Source organism: Geminocystis sp. CENA526, assembly GCF_050753365.1.
Lineage (GTDB): Bacteria > Cyanobacteriota > Cyanobacteriia > Cyanobacteriales > Cyanobacteriaceae > Geminocystis.
Genome location: NZ_JBLZFY010000002.1, coordinates 20620 through 39626, shown reverse-complemented (window position 1 = coordinate 39626; position 19007 = coordinate 20620). Strand labels below are relative to the sequence as shown.

Here is a 19007-nt window from a genome sequence, read left to right as displayed (position 1 = left end):
TACATCATCAATTTTATAAAAATGGCGACTCAGGAATTAAAGAAGCAACCTCAAGAAACACAAAACCCTCAAGACTATTGGGATGAGATACCCAACGAATCAGAAATGCCTTTTTTTGATCATCTGGAAGAATTGCGCCGAAGAATTTTCGTTAGTATTATTGCCATGGGAGTTGGCGCTGTTTCCTGTTTCTTTTTTGTAAAGCCAATTGTGGCATGGTTAGAAATTCCAGCAGGAGATGTTAAGTTTCTACAGTTAGCACCGGGAGAGTTTTTCTTTGTCTCGATTCAAGTGGCAGGTTATACGGGGATTTTGCTTTCAGCGCCCGTGATTTTATATCAAATTGTGCAGTTTGTAACCCCCGGTTTAACTCGCAAGGAAAGAAAAACCATCGCCCCTGTGGTATTTGGCTCAAGTATCCTCTTTTTCGCTGGTTTAGCCTTCGCCTATTATCTACTTATTCCTGCCGCCCTCAACTTTTTTATTAATTATGGTGCTGATGTAGTAGAACAATTATGGTCGATCGATAAGTACTTTAAGTTTGTGTTATTGTTAATGTTTTCCACTGGTTTAGCCTTTCAAATTCCAGTGATTCAATTACTCTTAGGCACATTAAATATAGTATCTTCCCAACAAATGCTTTCTACTTGGCGCATAGTAGTTTTAGGTGCAATGATTTTAGGAGCTGTATTAACACCATCAACCGATCCACTTACACAATCCCTTCTCGGAGGTGCAGTTTTAGTATTATATTTTGGCGGTATTTTTATGGTTAAATTAACGGGAAAATGAGAAAGAATTAAGAATTAAGAATTAAGAATTAAGAATTTTTGCAATCATCACAATAAAATTTAGTAGTGGAAATAATGAAATGCAATTAAAAGAAAAGTATATTACTGATGTGGAAGGTAATCCCATAGGAATCATTTTAGATATAAAAGAATATCAAAAATTATTGGAAGAATCTGAAGAATTAGAGGCAATTAAAGCCTACGATTTAGCAGTTTCTACCGATGATGATGAGATACCTTTTGAAACTGCGATCGCAATGATTGAAAATCGAAGTCAATGAATTACAATATCAACATTAAAAAAAGAGCCTCTAAAGTCTTAGAAAGTCTATCAAATGTCGATTATCAAAGAGTTAGAGATGCCATTAGAGAATTAGCAAAAACCCCTCGCCCTTCTGGCTGTTTAAAATTGACGGGTAGAAATGCTTGGCGAATTAGAGTTGGTGTTTATCGAATTATTTATACTATCAATGATTCTCAACTCACGATTGTGGTTATAGATATTGGGCATCGTAGGGATATTTATCGGTAAAATTCTACATTAAGTTGGTATATTATTATACGGGGTCGATTATGAGTTCGATCGAAGTTAATAAATCCCTGAGAGAGATTTAATTTAAAGTCTTATAACAGCGACTAAATTATTCCTAGACTTATTATGCTATTTTAATTATAAAAACTAGGGAAAAAGGAAAAGGAAAAAGTGATAAATTAAAATTAATGATAATTGACAATAAAATTATGATAGTATCAACTCCCATAAATCTTAAGGAATTATACGAAATTGATGATTATTTATGGATACAAGAAACGGTAAAATTATTAAAAGAAAAAAAATTTAATGAATTAGATTTAGATAATTTAATTGAGGAGTTAGATGATGTGGGAAAAGAAAGAAGAAAAAAAGTCGAAAGTTTGTTAGAACAAATTATCAGACACCTATTATTATGGCAATATTGGCAGGAAGAAAGAGATAGATGTTGTCGTCATTGGGAAGGAGAAATATTCTCTTTTCGCAGACAACTAAAAAAAGATTTAACTACTAATTTTTATAATTATCTCAGTCAAGAATTACCTAATATTTATGATGATGCTTGGGGATATGTTACCAGAAAATCTGGTCTTAAAAATTTACCTGAAAACTGTCCTTATACTTTAAAAGAATTATTAGATGAAAATTGGTTGCCTGACATTAATTAGAGTGAAAGTGTTGAATAAATTGAACTTTTTTGATTCATTGTTAATTGTTAATTGTTAATTGGTAGATATGTTAGCAAAAAGAATTTTACCCTGTTTAGACGTTAATGCTGGTAGAGTCGTCAAAGGCGTTAATTTTGTGGATTTAAAAGACGCTGGTGATCCTGTAGAACTAGCTAAGGTTTATAATGATGCTGGTGCTGATGAATTGGTTTTCTTAGATATTACCGCAACCCACGAAGCTAGAGATACAATTATAGATGTGGTTTATCGCACTGCGGAACAAGTTTTTATTCCTTTAACCGTAGGAGGCGGTATTCAAACTCTGGATCATGTCAAAAATTTATTGAGGGCTGGAGCTGATAAAATTAGTATAAATTCCACGGCGGTAAGAAATCCCGATTTTATTAATCAGTCTAGCGATCGATTCGGTTCTCAGTGTATAGTAGTAGCTATAGATGCTAGAAGGAGAAATGATCCGAATAATCAAGGTTGGGATGTATATGTCAGAGGTGGGCGCGAAAATACGGGATTAGATGCGGTGGCATGGGCGCAAGAAGTGACAAAAAGAGGTGCAGGAGAGTTATTAGTTACCAGTATGGATGCCGATGGTACTCAAGCAGGCTATGATTTAGAATTAACTCGCACTATTGCCGAAAAAGTGGAAATCCCTGTCATTGCTTCGGGTGGTGCAGGAAATACTCATCATATTTACGAAGCCTTAACGGAGGGGAAGGCAGAGGCGGCGCTACTAGCTTCCCTTTTACATTATGGGCAATTAACTGTGTCGGAAATTAAGCATTATCTGCTCGATCGAAATATACCAGTAAGACACTAAATAGTGAATAGTGAATAGTGAATAGTGAATAGTTATTAAAAATGACTTTACGCTAAATAACATAAGGTTTCAAGATTGCTTCGTAGTCTCGCAATGACAAGAATTTTTATAATTTTTTATATGAGTCGCTTTAGCAGACGGTAGCTATTAGCCATGTTATTTATTACATGGTGGGTTATTGATTAACAACTAAAACTATTTTTACTTTTTACTTCTTACTTCTTACTTCTTACTTCTTACTTCTTACTTCTTACTTCTTACTTTTTACTTCTTAAAATGCAATCAGTAGATTATACAACCCTTGTAGCCATTTGTCACTCATTACAAAATGGCTATATTCCCTCACGACTAGAACAAGTATATCAGCTCGATCGATATACCATCAGTCTTTGTTTACGCAGTCTTAATCATAAGGCATGGTTAACGGTATCATGGCATCCCCAAGCCGCTAGAATTTGTATCGGAAATCCTCCTCCTCGTGGTAAAGATACCTTTACTTTTAGTGAACAATTACGGCATCTTATTAATGGTTATGCTTTAATTGGGGTAAATATTGTTACGGATTGGGAAAGGGTAATAGATTTTCAATTTGCCCAGCGCCCCAATGAAAAACCCATATATCATTTATTTGTGGAAATAATGGGGAAATATAGCAATGTTATTTTAACTTCTGCTGACAAGCAAATTATCACCGTTGCTAAACAAGTTACTGCGGATAAATCTAGTGTACGCACCGTAGAAACTAGCCAAATTTATCAATTACCTCCCCCCCTGTTAGGTGAAACTCCAAAATTAAATGAATCTTTGGAAAAATGGCAAGAAAAAGTAAGTTTAATTCCCGATCGAATTGATAGACAATTAATTAAAACTTATCGAGGAGTTAGCCCTATTATAGCTCAACATTTATTAAATAAATCTAACATTTTATCTACTAAAAATAATCAAGAATTAACTCAAAAAGAATGGATAATGTTATATAAAAATTGGCAAAATTGGTTAATCACTCTTGAGAAAAAAGACTTTAACTGTAGAGAATTAGATAAAGGTTATACAGTTTTAGACGAAAAGGCTAATAATCAAGACTTACATAAAGTTTTAAATAATTATTATAATAAACAAATTTATCAAGAAAATTTTAATCAATTAAAACAGCAAATATCTCAGAAAGTAAAAAATATTTTAACTAAATTAGAAGTAAAAAGAGATAGATATAGAGATAAAATAAATGATTCTGATAACTGCGAAATTTATAGCAATAAAGCAGATTTATTAATGGCTCATTTGCACTTGTGGAAAGTAGGAATGACAGAAATTATCCTCAATGATTTTACCACTAATGAACCTATAAAAATCGCCCTTGCTCCCGATAAAAATATGATTCAAAATGCCCAAAGTTTATATAGACAAAATCAGAAATTAAAACGGGCAAAATTAGCGGTACAACCTTTATTAGAAGAAGTGCAAAACGAGGTTAATTATTTACAGCAAATAGCCACAATTTTAACTCAATTAGACTATCAAGAAAGCGAAGATTTAACGAGTTTACAAGAAATTAAAGCCGAATTAATTAGTCAAAAATATATGGAAGATAGTCAATATCGAGGCAATAATACAGTAGAAGAATCTCACCCTCGCAAGTATCAAACTCCTTCGGGTTATGAGGTTTTAATTGGGCGCAATAATCGTCAAAATGATATATTAACTTTTCGCACAGCAACGGATTATGATTTGTGGTTTCACGCACAGGAAATCTCAGGCTCTCATGTTTTATTACGTTTGAGTGCAGGAGACATACCAGACGATCGAGATTTACAATATACAGCTAACTTAACAGCTTATTATAGTCAAGGAAGACACAGCGATCGAGTGCCAGTAATTTACACCAATCCTAAATACGTTTATAAACCCAAAGGGGCGAAACCCGGCATGGTAATTTATACCAGAGAAACGGTGATTTGGGGGCAACCTTCACTATAAAGAAAATCTGTGAATCCCTATAGGGGGTATTGAAAAAGATAATCATTATCAAATATTGTTGATTCAATTAACGATTCTCGTGAGGAGTTTTTATAGTGAAAAATAAATTATTTATTGGTAGTGTTTTATTAGGCTCGATCGTATTTCCAAATATTGCTTTAGCAGTACCAACAGAAGAAATTTTAGAGCAAATCGACAACTATCAACCAAGTCAAAATCAAGTTACCAGTGTTTCTCAATTACGGGATGTTTCCCCTACGGATTGGGCTTTTGAAGCATTGAGAAGTTTAGTCGAAAATTATGGTTGTATTGTGGGGTATCCCGATCGAACCTTTAGAGGAAATCGTGCCTTGAGTCGTTATGAATTTGCGGCGGGGTTAAATGCTTGTATGCAACAAATGGAGCGTTTAATTGCCTCTAGTCAATCGGTAATGAGAGAAGACATTGAGAAACTTAAGCGATTAATGGCAGAATTTGAGACAGAATTAGCCACATTGGGAGCAAGAGTTGATAACCTAGAGGGTAGAATTGCCTTTTTAGAAGATCATCAATTTTCTACTACCACTAAGTTAAGTGGAGAAGTTGTCATCGGATTAGCCAGTATTTTTAATGGGCAAAAAGACGGCGGAAGAAGAAATATTGAACAAGTACCCGTATTAGGAAGCCGTACTAGAATAGAATTAAGTACCAGTTTTACAGGGCAAGATTTACTCTACACCCGTTTAGCCACAGGTAACTTTCCTGATTTTAGCGTACCTGCCCAGACTCAACAAGCTAGTTTAGCATTCTCTCAACCTGATGATAATGACGTTTCGATCGAAGTCTTAAACTATAATTTTCCTATTAGTGAAAATATCACCCTATGGTTAGAAGGTGCAGGAGGTGCATTTGATGACTTTACCAATACCTTGAGTATCTTAGACGGAGATGGCGGTAGTGGTGCATTATCCAGTTTTGGTACTCGTAACCTTGTTTACTATCAAGGAGAAGGCACGGGTTTAGGGATAGAAGGTAAATTAGGGCAATTTGGTTGGAGTTTAGGCTACTTAGCCACCGATGGCAACAATCCCGAAAGAGGAAACGGCTTATTTAATGGAGCTTATGGTATCTTAGGACAAATTGGCTATTATCCCAACGATAAATTTGGTATCGCCTTTGCTTATGGACAAGGATACAATACCTTTGGCATTGGTGAAAATACTCGTAGTTTTGCTGACATCGTTGCCGATAGCCCTATTGATACCTCTCACAACACCTATGCTGTAACTATGTCATGGCAATTATCAGAAAAATTTGTCTTAGGTGCATGGGGAGGCTATTCTAATGTCAGAACCCTCAATAGTTTTTCCGATGGTAACGTTAACATATCCCGTGGAAGCTCTGATTCATGGTATTGGGCGGCAACTTTAGGATTTCCCGACTTATTCAAAGAGGGTAGTTTAGGAGGTATCATTGTGGGAATGCAACCATGGCAAACAAACTCTACTATCAGAAATAACGGTGTAAAATTAGACAAAGACGATACTTCTTTCCACATTGAGGCATTTTATGAATACGCCATCACCGATAACATTAAAATCACCCCCGGTGTCATTGTCGTCACGAATCCTGCTAACGACAGTCGCAATGATCCCCTTGTTATAGGTGCTTTGCGTACTACTTTTACATTCTAGCTGACTCTAATAGGTATTAATGAGGTTTTAAACATACAGCAAGGCTTTTAAATGAGGATTAAATGATATTGGTTTTAGTGGTTATTGATTAAGTTGATTAAGGAAAGATTGAAGATTAAAAATTAAGGTGTTTGACAACCCTTCTAATTAATTTACAAAGTGACATTTGGGAAAAGATAACGGGCAAACGCTAATAAAATAGCAATAATTACCCCTCCTGCGATCGATCGAGCCACAAATTCAATATTTCCTAATCGCTTATCTAAACTGTCAAAATTAGTCTTAGCTTCGCTTTTTACACTATTTAATTTTTCATCAAGTTTAGCTACATTGATTTTAACCTCATTAACTTCATTAGTTAAATGATCCATTTTTGCTTCAAGTCTCATTAAGACATCAGCGATATTAACTTCAATAATTTGGTTCATTGTTTTACTTCTAAATTTAATTTGATTTTAACCATTTTTCTTCAGCAATCCCTTGACATTTAGGGGTTTCAATCCTTCATAGGTATTAATAATAGTTTAAACGTCATCAGAATTTGTATTAATCAAAAAAACATTCTGTTTCAATCCCTTATAGGTATTAATGATAGTTTAAACGAAATTGTAGAGTTAATTATACTTTTACTGATGATGTTTCAATCCCTCATAGGTATTAATGATAGTTTAAACCTTATTTCACAAATAGCCCGAATACTGAAATAAGGTTTCAATCCCTCATAGGTATTAATGATAGTTTAAACTTGTCTAGAAAATAAATGTCCTTTAGATTCTCCAAAGTTTCAATCCCTCATAGGTATTAATGATAGTTTAAACGTTGGCACGGTGATGATTTTGAATCTCAAATATCCACGTTTCAATCCCTCATAGGTATTAATGATAGTTTAAACACACAGGAGTTATTAAATGGCTAATACGATAAATATTCAGTTTCAATCCCTCATAGGTATTAATGATAGTTTAAACTTCCATGAACGAAATTACCCCCATTTAGCTCGATCGCGTTTCAATCCCTCATAGGTATTAATGATAGTTTAAACTCGAATAATATATTGCTCTAAAAAGTCATTGAAAGTTTCAATCCCTCATAGGTATTAATGATAGTTTAAACGATGAATGAGGTAGATTATGTAAAAAATATTCATGTTTCAATCCCTCATAGGTATTAATGATAGTTTAAACTTATGCTTGTATTTGCCCTGCTTTTGTCGCATTAGGTTTCAATCCCTCATAGGTATTAATGATAGTTTAAACGAAATAATGTCAATGTAATCACAAAATTTGGTAAGTTTCAATCCCTCATAGGTATTAATGATAGTTTAAACGTATGCCAAAAGGTGCATTCTGCAAGGGATAAGTTCGTTTCAATCCCTCATAGGTATTAATGATAGTTTAAACGAAATTAAATCTTGAGGATACTTTAATTTTTCTTTTGTTGTTTCAATCCCTCATAGGTATTAATGATAGTTTAAACTGGAAGTAAAGATGAAAGTAAACTTTAGGGTATGTTGATGTTTCAATCCCTCATAGGTATTAATGATAGTTTAAACAAATTTTCTTCACTAACCTTGCTACCAGAAAAAGTGTTTCAATCCCTCATAGGTATTAATGATAGTTTAAACTAGATAATGTAGCTTATCCTGTTAAAAACAAACGATTGTTTCAATCCCTCATAGGTATTAATGATAGTTTAAACAGTATATGGTAAATTGTCGTGTGGTGAGACAAGTTGTTTCAATCCCTCATAGGTATTAATGATAGTTTAAACAGTATGTCAAAAGGTGCATTCTGCAAGGGATAAGTTTGTTTCAATCCCTCATAGGTATTAATGATAGTTTAAACCATACCCTACCAATTCTGCTAAATCAGAATAAGATTGTTGTTTCAATCCCTCATAGGTATTAATGATAGTTTAAACGAAATAATTTAGCGGACGATCCAGATTTACATAAATATTTGTTTCAATCCCTCATAGGTATTAATGATAGTTTAAACCGATAATGCACCACCTATATCCTCCACTACGGGCGTTTCAATCCCTCATAGGTATTAATGATAGTTTAAACGCCCACGATCGAACCCTTTGATAGATAAAGTTTTCAAGGTGCAGTTGCGGAAGGCTAGTCATAATTATAGAATAGAGTCGATCGAAATGACAACAAAATCGCTGAAATGCTTATGGGATAAAGAGCGTAAGGCTCTCAAAAAAAGAAAAAGCCAAAACCCTTATGGGATAAGGAAGATAAAGAGTTTTCGAGAAAAAGGAAATTTTACACCCTACCCCTTCCGCAAATTAGCAATACTCAGATTTTTTTCAGATATTACTAAATTCTATCAGAAAGATTAATTGAGAAAATTCGTTATCCTTAAAAAAAGTTTTCAATTTTTCTATTATGCCTTTACAACGAAGACAAGTTTTACGTTTAGCCACCTTAGCTACAGGAGCATCTTTATTTCCCTCAGCCTGTCGTGCTATTAATTCTACTGTTACTGATAATAAGGTGACGGCTCAATCTTCTCCTTTAACTCCCCCTCAAACAAGTAAAGTAGTACTGGTTTATAATGAGGATCGTTCAGCAGGTACTCGTCAAGCATTGGAATTATTACAACCCACTGGACTAAAAGGGAAAACAGTTTTTCTTAAACCTAACTATAATACTGGTGATCCAGCCCCTGCGGCTACGGATACTCAACTATTAGAAACTTTAATACAAGAATTTCAAAACGCCCAAGTCGAACAAATAACCATCGGCGATCGATCGGGAATGGCGGATACTCGTCAAGCAATGGAACAAAAAGGGGTTTTTAAGTTAGCAGAAAAGTATGGTGTTAAAACTATTGTGTTTGATGAGATGGAAGCGGATCAATGGCAGTATATTTCAGCAGACGGCACTCATTGGCAAAAGGGATTTGCTTTTGCTCGTCCTATTTTAGAATCTGAGGCGATTATTAATACCTGTTGTTTAAAAACTCATCAATACGGTGGACATTTCACCCTTTCTTTGAAAAATTCAGTGGGTATGGTGGCAAAATATGTACCTGGTGATTCTTTTAACTATATGGGAGATTTACATTCTTCTGCTCACCAACGGTTAATGATTGCGGAAATTAATCAAGTCTATCAACCGTCTTTAGTTCTGTTAGATGGAGTCGAGGCTTTTGTTAATGGTGGACCCGCATCGGGTAAAAAAGTCCGCTCTAACGTTATTTTAGCTGGAGTCGATCGAGTGGCGGTGGATGTAGTTGCGATCGGGTTACTTCGTTTGTTAGGTACAACCAATCAAGTATCTAATGGCTCAGTTTGGGAATTAGAGCAAATTAAAAGAGCCGTTGAATTAGGCTTGGGAGTAAGTCAAACTGAACAAATTGAGTTTATTACCCCAGATGCAAAAAGTAAGGATATAGTTGAGCAAATTAGACCTTTAATTATTTAACCTCAATCAGCAAAAGATTAATTCTGTTAACTGATCAAGCATCGGAGGTAAGCATTTGAATCTATAATAGAGTCAATAATTATTGCTATTGATTAATGTATAATTCCCCTCATCATAATTTTATCCTTTCTTTTTTTAATTGGTTAGAACGTCGTTGGGCAACTCCAGCCTATGGCGGTTGGGTTTTAATCGGCATTGCCTTAAGTTTTTTTGGGGCGGCTACTAACACTATGGCAGGTTGGTTATATGTTTTGAGTGGGGTGTTATTCTCTCTACTAGCTTTAAATTTATTTATCTCTATCAACACTTTAAAACAAATTCATCTAAAACGATCGAACATCGAAGCCATCAGCGCAGGAAATGAATTAACCATCGAATTAATAGTTAAAAATCCTACCAAGAAAGTCAAAACTCTTATCGAAATTATTGATGAGTTACCTTTAGATTTATCAGGTAAAATTATCAATCGCATCGAGACTTTACCGCCGAAAACAGAGACAAAATTAGTCTCCTATGCCCATGCCAAAAAAAGGGGTATCTATCATTGGCATCATGTTATCTTAAAAACCGCCGCCCCCTTTGGATTATTTTATAGCAGTCGTCAACGTTCGATCGAAAGTAAAGCCATAGTTTATCCTCAAGTCTTACCATTACAAACTTGCCCCTTAATTGATAGTATCGGTAACGAAGAAACCAAACAAAGACAAAGCGAAAAACTCTATCAGAATGCCACCGAAGGAGTCACAAAAGCCATACGACAATATCGTTATGGTGATCCAACACGATTGATACATTGGCGTAGTAGTGCTAGATTCGGAGATTTACAAGTGAGAGAATTAGAAACCATTACAGGGGGAGAAGAAATCATCATTTGCTTAGACAACTCCAGTGAATGGGAATCAGAATATTTTGAAACAGCAGTCATCGCCGCCGCCTCCATGTATTTTTATGCCAGTCGTCAACAATTAGAAGTAAGATTATGGACAGCAGATAAAGGTTTAGTCAGAGGAAATCAAGTCATGTTAGAAACTCTTGCTGGTGTTGATTTTGGTGTCTCCATGACAAAAGAAATTCCCTCCTCTCCTTTGATTTGGTTATCTCAAAATACAGATTTCTTGTCATCCCTTCCCATGGGTAGTCGTTGCTTATTATTTCCTCCCATAGAAACCTATCCTAAAAACGAGAATATTTTAAGCATCTTTTACGATGAAGAAATACCTTTACAAAATCTCTTACAAAAACCTCTTTAATCATTAGGATTTTCTGAAAAAGTCTTTAGGTGAGGGTAGGGAAAAGGGAAAAGGGAAAAGGGAAAAGGGAAGAGGGAAGAGTGAATAAGTTACAAGAATCGAGGTTTTGAGGTTTTGTATCAGCATATGAGTATAAAGTTATTTTTAATAAAATTTAGTAAAAAATGCTCATTTTTTGAGTAAAAATTGCTAAAACTGCACACTTTTTTAGTAATGTAGTTTGTCTAAACCCTTTATTTTAATAGACTTCTGATTTATTCAGCAAATCCTAATTGTTAATTGTTAATTGTTAATTGTTTCTCTGAGTTAAGGCTAAAGCCGCTTCTTTCCATCTCCCCATTTTACGCAAGAGGTTAGCGGCTTTGAGTTTATTTCCTGATAGTTGCCACGCTTTTACGGCATCTTCCCATTTACTCTCACCCTGTTGTTCACAAGTATAAGCCACTTTATCCCATTGAGATATTTTACGCCAACATTCCTCTGCTAATGACCATTGTAAGCCTTGTTCATAGCATAATCCAGCCTTCATAATTTTATCTTTATCTTCGCTTTCTAGCCAAGATTGCGCCGCCTTTTCCCATTGTTTTAACTTTTGATATGCGATCGAAACCTTATCATATCGTTGTAAATTTTGCCAACAATCAGCATTTTTCTGCCATAAATTTGCCTTCTCATAACAAATACCAGCTTTCTCCCAATCGGGAATTAACTCCCAAGCCTCCCCGGCGGTTTCCCATTTCTCTTGTTTTTCACACATCAAAGCTACCTTATCCCATGCTTCCACCTTGCGCCAACAGTCTTCAGCTTGAGGAAAAAATTGGATAGTTTGATAAACTTCCCCGGCTTTCTCCCATTCCTGTGCCAAAGTATAAGCCTCCCCAACCTTATCGAGTTGGTTTTGTTTTTCACACATCAAGGCAACCATCAACCAATTTTCCAATTCTCTCCAAAGGTTTTCTGCATTTTGCCACAACTCCCCATTTTGATAACAAAGTGCTGCCTTTTCCTTTTCAGAAATTTGTAACCAAGCGAGAGAGGCTTTTTCCCATTGTTGTTGATTTTGCCAAATAATAGCAGATTCTTCCCATTTACCTTGTTTTTCACAAGCAATCCCTGCTTTTTGCCAATCTCCCATCACTAACCAACAAGACTCCGCTTTACTCCAATTTTCTATTACCTCATAACATCTTCCAGCGTTTGCCATGTCATCCATAGCTAACCAAGCCTCCGCCGATTTTTCCCACTGCTGTTGTTTTTCACAAAGTAAGGCAACTTTTGCCCAATTTTGCAGTTGACGATAACAAGATTCTGCATTTTGCCAGTCGTTATCTTTTTCATAGCAAACCCCCGCTTTTTCTACCTTATCTATTTTCAACCATGCCTCACTAGCCTCTTGCCATTTTGATTGAGTCTCACACAGTAAAGCGACTTTTTCCCAGTTTTCTAGTTGACGATAACAAGTTTCTGCTTTTTGCCAGTCGTTATCTTTTTCGTAACAACCTCCTGCTTTTTCCACTTCTTCTATTTTCAACCATGCCTCACTAGCCTCTTGCCATTTTGATTGAGTCTCACAAAGTAAGGCAACTTTTTCCCAGTTTTCTAGTTGACGATAACAATTTTCTGCATTTTGCCAGTCGTTATCTTTTTCATAGCAAACCCCTGCTTTTTCTACTCCTTCTATTTTCAACCATGACTGCGCGGCTTTATGCCATGCCTCCTGTGTTTCCCATAACAAAGAAGCGGTTTCCCATTTCTCTTGTTTTTCGTAAACTTCCCCTAATTTTGTCCAATTTTCGCTTTTTTGATAACATTCTTCTGTTTTTGCCCAAAATTCTCCGTTTTCATAGCAAAAACCTGCATTATCCCACTGTTTAATTTTTTCCCATCGTTTAGCTGACTTTTCCCATTGTTGTAAGTTTTGCCAAATAATAGCAGAGTCTTCCCATTTGCCTTGTTTATCGCACATTAAAGCGGATTTTTGCCAGTTTTCCAGTTGACGATAACAGTTTTCAGCTTCTCCCCATGCTTCTATTTTTTCGTAACAAAAAGCAGATTTTTCTAAAGGCTTGACTTTTTGCCAAGTTTGTGCAGCGTCTAACCATTTTTCTTGTCTTTCACACATCAATGCCACGTTTACCCATTGTTGTAATTGTCGCCAAGAGTCTTCGGCTTGTTGCCAATTTTGCGCTAATTCATAATCGAGGGAAGCCTGATTTAACTCTCCCAACTCATGCCAAATATCGGCGGAGTCTTGCCACTTCGATTGTTTTTGACAAAGGGTAGCGACTTTTTCCCAGTTTTGCAGTTGACGATAACAAATTTCTGCTTTATCCCATGCCTCTACTTTTTCATAGCATAATCCCGCCTTAGCAAATTGTTTGAGTTTTTCATAAGCCTTTCCTGCTTCGGCGAATTGTTGTAATTTTTGCCAAATATTAGCGGAGGTTTCATAATTGCCTTGTTGAAAACAACAGAAGGCTACCTTATCCCAATTTTCTAATTCTCTCCAGATGTTTTCTGCTAATTGCCATAATTCCCCTTGGGAGTAACATTTAGCGGCGGCTTCTTTTTCATCAACTTTTAACCATGTAGAAGCGGATTTTTCCCATTCTTCTTGTTTTTCATAGATAACGGCAAGTTTTCTCCAGTTTTCTAATTTTAACCAACAAGATTGTGCTTTTGACCAAAGTTGTCCTTTTTCATAGCATAATCCTGCTTTTTCTAAGTCTTTTGCCATTTCCCAAGCGTTACCTGCTTTTTGCCACTGTTTTAGGTGTTGCCAAATCTTAGCGGATTCTTCCCATTTATGTTGAGATTCACAGCAGGAGGCGATATTCGGTAAGTTATTGAGTTTACGCCAACAGGCTTCGGCTTTTTGCCAACACATTCCTCGTTGATAACATTGCGCCGCTTGAGAAAGTTGAGAGATTTTGAGATAACATTGTGCCGCTTTTTCCCATTGTTGTAATTTTTGCCAAATTTTCGCTGATTCTTGCCATTTTTCTTGTTTTTGACAACAGTAGGCAATTTTTTGCCATTGATTTAATTTTCGCCAACAGGTTTCGGCTTTTTCCCATTGAGATATTTTTTCGTAACAAACACCTGCTTTTTCCCAGTTATCAATTTTTTGCCATTGTTGCGCTGCTTTTTCCCATTTATTTTCTTCTTCTCTAATTAAGGCAATTTTTTCCCATGCTGACATTTTTTCCCACATCAAGGCGCAACGGGATAACTCTCCTTTTTGACGATAAATTTTTTCGGCATTAAGATAACATTTTTCAGCTTCTTTAATATCTTCTAAATTTCTATATTCATCTCCTGCTTTTTCCCATTCTTGATTTAATTTTAGACATTGTAAATAGCTATTATTATCTTCCGCTTGTTGGTAACAAATTCCTGCTTGTTGATAACATTTATTCGTGAGAAAATATTGCCCTTTTTCTTGCCATTGATTCGGGGTTAAATTTGCCCATTTTTTTAACCACAAATTATTATCGATTTCCTGCCAACAGTTAAGGGCTTTTTCCCAATTTTCGAGAATATTCCATAAGTCTCCTGCTTTACCCCAGTTGCCTTCTATTTCTTCTATATAAGGATGAATCTCGTTGGCTTCTCGATATTTTTTGTTTTGTCGATAGCATTCGTAAGCCTGTTTCCATGCTCCTTTATTATGATAGAATTGTTCGATCGAACTAGAGTTTTCATTGTCAGAGTAGGGGGGAAAAAAGTTTTCTAAATCTTCAAAACCACCTTTACTTAAACAATGGTTTAAAAAGGGATAATTTTCTTCTATATTAAAGTTACTTTCATAACAGTAGATTTTTTCGGTGACACTACCTAAACAAAGATATAAATATTGTCGCAAAAGATTATAAGCGATGGTTTGATGTTTGATATTATAAAAATAACTTAAAAAGTTCCATAAAATAATTTCTTTAAACTTTAAACCTTCTATTTCTTGAAAAGTAAGAATACGACTGTTAACTATATCGGGATTGCTTTGAAAATGATTTAATAATTTCTCTTTTTCTTGAGGATTAGTAACAACAATACATTTATCTAAGGCAAAGTTTTTGCTGATACTTAAAAATTTCCATTCTGGGGTAGTAATCCATAAACAGTTATTATTTTGCTGTAAAATATGGCTAGGTTTTAGTTTGTTTTCATTGTCGGTTTTTTTCCATAATTCAGCGTTTAAAACTTCTTTAGTAAAGTTATCTAAATTTTCATTACTTGTCAGATTTGTGATTAATTGAGTTTGATTAATTTTGCCGTTATTGTTAGGGTAAACCAACTCATTAATTTTTCTTTCCCATGTTTCTAAGGGATAAATTATTTTGGCTCGATCGAAACTCAAACAACAGTTATTATAGGAGTTAGTCTGACTATCTTTTTTGAGAAAACGAAATAGTAATTGTTGCGATAAATCGTTTAATTTATCAATATTATCATAATAGATTCGATCGACTATACCGTTAAATGAAGCAGGAAGATTGAGAGAAATAGAAGTAACTAAATCGGTTATATCCCAGTAGTTATTATCTGTTAACCACTGTTGATATTTAAGGGTTAGTTGATATATTTTAGTAGGTTTAATATCAGGAGGTAAAAAACTATATTGTTTAATTTGTTGACTATAATCTTCTAAAGAAATTAAAGCATTTTCTCCTTGCGGATAATTACTACTTCCTTTAATTAAATAAGAAATTTCCTGCCATAAATACCATGACTCAATATCTTCAATATTATAATTAGCTAAAAATTTTTCTTTGAATTTTTTATAGTTAACTTCTTTACTTCTAATAAATTTATCAGGATTTAAAAGGTTATTTTTTCGAGCAAAATTAAGACAAAAATTAACAAAATTATCTAAAATTAAATTATCATTTTTTTCCGTTTTTAAAATATCTTTTGCGAAAGAAGATACTTGTTGTTGATTACTTTGATTATTAGTTAGATAAAGGATTTTTTGAGCAGGATATTTAAAACTATCTTGAATAGCTTTGATAACAGAAACTGTGGTTTTACCACTATTATTTACTCCCTCTAAAAGTAAAGGTAAAGACTGATTAATACTATTAATTTCTTCAACGGATAACAGAATTTTATAACTATTTTCTAAGTTACTATTTAAGTTATCTAAGGGATAATAATAAAAATCTTCGGGCTTGTTTTCTAAATCTTCTCTGGCAATTTTTAAATTTTCTCTACTTTTAAATAAATTAATTATATCTGAAGCAAATAATTCATTTTCTTTACTTAAATTTATATCTAAATCAATAATTTTTGTCGATAAACCCTCTTTAAAAACGATAACTCTTTTCAGTTTACTCTTGTCAAAAATATTTAAAATTTTAACAATATTTTGCTCTTTTAATTGATAGTGAGTCGCTAATATTTCTAATTTATAACCAAAATTAATGCGATAAATAACTTGTTCAGATATATTTTTTGTTATTTCTGCCCCTAACAAATTATTATTAACAATATTCTCTAAATTAATTAAAAACTTTTCTCGATTTTCTTCATTTAATAAAGAAATTTTTTTCCTGAGATTATTACTAACGCTTAAAAGATATTGATTATTCATAAAATTATAGTCAATAGTGAGAGATTGATTAAAAATTTTTTTTGATGGCATGGGGTAATAGAACAAATTTGAATTATTTAAAAGAATTGAATTTAGTAAATAATTATATAAAATCAATTCCACTAAAGTTTTAATTAATTCTTATTACCATTAAGGATTTTACCTTAAGTTTCTGATGTAAGCCTTATTTAATAAAAGTTATAGCATTTATTTTCTCCTAATTTATCATAACTACTGTAGAAAAGCCTTGTTTTTTATCGTTATTTATAATTTTATGTTAAACTGGTATATAATTAAAATAAATTTGGTTCTTCTATAGCAATCAAGAATCAGTTGTGAAAATATAATTCTCCTTTTAAATATATGATACCCATAACACCCTTTTATTAAGGGAAACTTAGTTTGAATTTATAGTATTACAAGTGATTTAGATTCTTGTACTTTGAGTAAATAGATAGGCAAATTAATTGTATGTTTACTTTGTGAAAGGCAAAAGGCAAGAGGCAAGAGGCAAGAGTTGCTCTAAATCAATAGTTATTAGTATTTTTAACTATTAGAAAAAAATGCAAGTTAAATGCGTCTTAGCTTAGGGGTTGCTGAATAAATTTTTAGACACACTATCTTCACAAAAAAGTATGCAAATTTTTGCTCAAAAACTAGGCACAAAAAATACAAAATACAAAATACAAACTTTACATTAAGGGGGAATAACATCAAAACTCTTCCCTCTTCCCCACCTTCATCAAAATACTTTTTGAGCAAACCCTAAGTAGGATACAAACTAGCTTATAATTAAAAGTTTGATGAGTAAATAGAATAAATTGTAAATTATAATGATTCACGATATTTTTATGCCCGCCCTAAGTTCGACTATGACAGAGGGTAAAATCGTTTCATGGGAAAAAGCGCCCGGTGATAAAATCGAGAAAGGAGAAACCGTTGTTGTCGTAGAATCAGACAAGGCGGATATGGATGTCGAATCCTTCTATTCTGGTTATTTAGCCACTATTTTAGTACAAGCAGGAGAAGAAGCTCCTGTCGGTGAGGCGATAGCTTACATTGCAGAGACAGAAGCCGAAATCGAGGAGGCAAAACAAAAAGCTAGTCAAAAACAAACCTCAACTCCTGCCACCTCTACCCCTACCCCAGAAGTAAAACCAGCCGTTGAAATTCAGCCCGTTATCACCGCCGAAGTGGCAACTCCAGCTAAAAGTAATGGTAGAATTGTGGTTTCTCCTAGGGCGAAAAAACTGGCAAAACAATTAAACGTGGACTTAAGTTCGATCGTGGGAAGTGGTCCTAATGGTCGTATAATTGCGGAAGATGTAGAAAAAGCCGTTGGTAAAACTCCTAGCGCACCCAAAATTGCCCCCGTTACCACAACTACCACTCCTCAACCTACGTTTACTCCTCCTCCAGTTGTCAACAATTTAGCGGGGGAAACAGTACCTTTCAACACTTTACAACAAGCCGTGATTCGCAACATGATGGCGAGTTTACAAGTGCCTACTTTCCAAGTCAGCTATAACATCAACACCGATGCTTTAGATACTTTGTATCGCAAAATTAAATCAAAAGGTGTCACTATGACGGCATTATTAGCAAAAGCCGTTGCCATGACATTACAAAAACACCCTGTTGTTAACGCTAGTTTCACCGATGCTGGTATTAAGTATAACGAAGGCATAAATATTGCCGTTGCCGTTGCTATGCCAGACGGAGGCTTAATTACTCCTGTAATCAAAAATGCAGATCAATTAGATATTTACTCCTTAGCGCGTAGTTGGCAAGACTTAGTAAACCGAGCCCGTGCTAAACAGTTACAACCTGATGAGTACAGTACTGGTACATTTACCCTTTCTAATCTGGGAATGTTTGGAGTAAATGACTTTACCGCTATTTTACCCCCCGGCACAGGTGCTATTTTAGCCATTGGTGGAGTGCGTCCTACGGTTGTCGCTAACAAAGATGGTTTATTTGGGGTAAAAAATCAAATGACTGTTAATATTACTTGTGATCATCGTACTATTTATGGTGCAGATGCCGCAGGATTTTTACAGGATTTAGCGAAGTTAATTGAAACGGATACTCATTCTTTAACTTTATAAATAGACATCAGACAAAAATTATTTTTAGTTGGTTTGTAGTAAGGGCTTCAGCCCTTAAAATTTTAATTAATATCGAAGTCTAATTATTTTAGGTATTAGGTATTTTAGGTAAGTAAAATAATTTTTTATTGGTTGGTAGGGGTTGAA

The 19007-nt window shown here is 34.4% G+C and carries 12 protein-coding genes and 1 CRISPR repeat array; of the genes, 10 read left to right on the top strand and 2 right to left on the bottom strand.

All coding sequences use genetic code 11. The annotated features are described in order from the left end of the window. Positions 1-21 precede the first annotated feature (21 nt). The 7 genes from tatC to ACN4EE_RS00890 all read left to right on the top strand — a co-directional run bounded on the left by tatC (position 22) and on the right by ACN4EE_RS00890 (position 6476). Positions 22-792 (top strand): twin-arginine translocase subunit TatC, encoded by a 771-nt coding sequence (tatC, locus tag ACN4EE_RS00920; protein WP_431704512.1) that lies wholly within the window; start codon positions 22-24, stop codon positions 790-792. 79 nt (positions 793-871) lie between these two features. Then, complete coding sequence (locus ACN4EE_RS00915; RefSeq protein WP_431704511.1) at positions 872-1072, top strand: hypothetical protein; 201 nt, start codon at positions 872-874, stop codon at positions 1070-1072. Further along, positions 1069-1323: a type II toxin-antitoxin system RelE family toxin gene (locus tag ACN4EE_RS00910; RefSeq protein WP_431704510.1), complete on the top strand. Its 255-nt coding sequence runs from the start codon at positions 1069-1071 to the stop codon at positions 1321-1323. Before ACN4EE_RS00915 ends, ACN4EE_RS00910 begins: the two co-directional genes overlap by 4 nt. Positions 1324-1532: 209 nt before the next feature. Next, the gene (locus ACN4EE_RS00905; protein ID WP_431704509.1) at positions 1533-1991 is read left to right on the top strand and encodes a DUF29 domain-containing protein; all 459 of its coding nucleotides are present in this window, start codon (positions 1533-1535) and stop codon (positions 1989-1991) included. 67 nt (positions 1992-2058) lie between these two features. Continuing rightward, positions 2059-2826: an imidazole glycerol phosphate synthase subunit HisF gene (gene hisF, locus ACN4EE_RS00900; RefSeq protein WP_431704508.1), complete on the top strand. Its 768-nt coding sequence runs from the start codon at positions 2059-2061 to the stop codon at positions 2824-2826. A gap of 276 nt (positions 2827-3102) precedes the next feature. Further along, positions 3103-4803: an Rqc2 family fibronectin-binding protein gene (locus ACN4EE_RS00895; protein WP_431704507.1), complete on the top strand. Its 1701-nt coding sequence runs from the start codon at positions 3103-3105 to the stop codon at positions 4801-4803. Between the two features lie 95 nt (positions 4804-4898). Further along, positions 4899-6476, top strand: a complete 1578-nt coding sequence (locus ACN4EE_RS00890) for an iron uptake porin (RefSeq protein ID WP_431704506.1) — start codon at positions 4899-4901, stop codon at positions 6474-6476. 152 nt (positions 6477-6628) lie between these two features. Here the strand turns inward: ACN4EE_RS00890 and ACN4EE_RS00885 are convergent, their stop codons facing one another. Continuing rightward, entirely contained in the window at positions 6629-6904 is a 276-nt protein-coding gene (locus tag ACN4EE_RS00885) for a hypothetical protein (protein ID WP_431704505.1), read from the bottom strand. Positions 6905-6969: 65 nt separating this feature from the next. Further along, positions 6970-8544: direct repeats of the CRISPR family, unit length 37 nt; unit sequence GTTTCAATCCCTCATAGGTATTAATGATAGTTTAAAC. A gap of 327 nt (positions 8545-8871) precedes the next feature. Between ACN4EE_RS00885 and ACN4EE_RS00880 the strand changes: the two genes are divergently transcribed. Next, positions 8872-9912, top strand: a complete 1041-nt coding sequence (locus ACN4EE_RS00880; protein ID WP_431704504.1) for a DUF362 domain-containing protein — start codon at positions 8872-8874, stop codon at positions 9910-9912. Between the two features lie 95 nt (positions 9913-10007). Continuing rightward, entirely contained in the window at positions 10008-11162 is a 1155-nt protein-coding gene (locus tag ACN4EE_RS00875; protein WP_431704503.1) for a DUF58 domain-containing protein, read from the top strand. 289 nt (positions 11163-11451) lie between these two features. On the opposite strand, the gene ACN4EE_RS00870 is transcribed toward ACN4EE_RS00875, so the two are convergent. Further along, the gene (locus tag ACN4EE_RS00870) at positions 11452-16752 is read right to left on the bottom strand and encodes a hypothetical protein (protein ID WP_431704502.1); all 5301 of its coding nucleotides are present in this window, start codon (positions 16750-16752) and stop codon (positions 11452-11454) included. Between the two features lie 833 nt (positions 16753-17585). Between ACN4EE_RS00870 and ACN4EE_RS00865 the strand changes: the two genes are divergently transcribed. After that, the gene (locus ACN4EE_RS00865) at positions 17586-18860 is read left to right on the top strand and encodes a dihydrolipoamide acetyltransferase family protein (protein ID WP_431704501.1); all 1275 of its coding nucleotides are present in this window, start codon (positions 17586-17588) and stop codon (positions 18858-18860) included. Positions 18861-19007 lie beyond the last annotated feature (147 nt).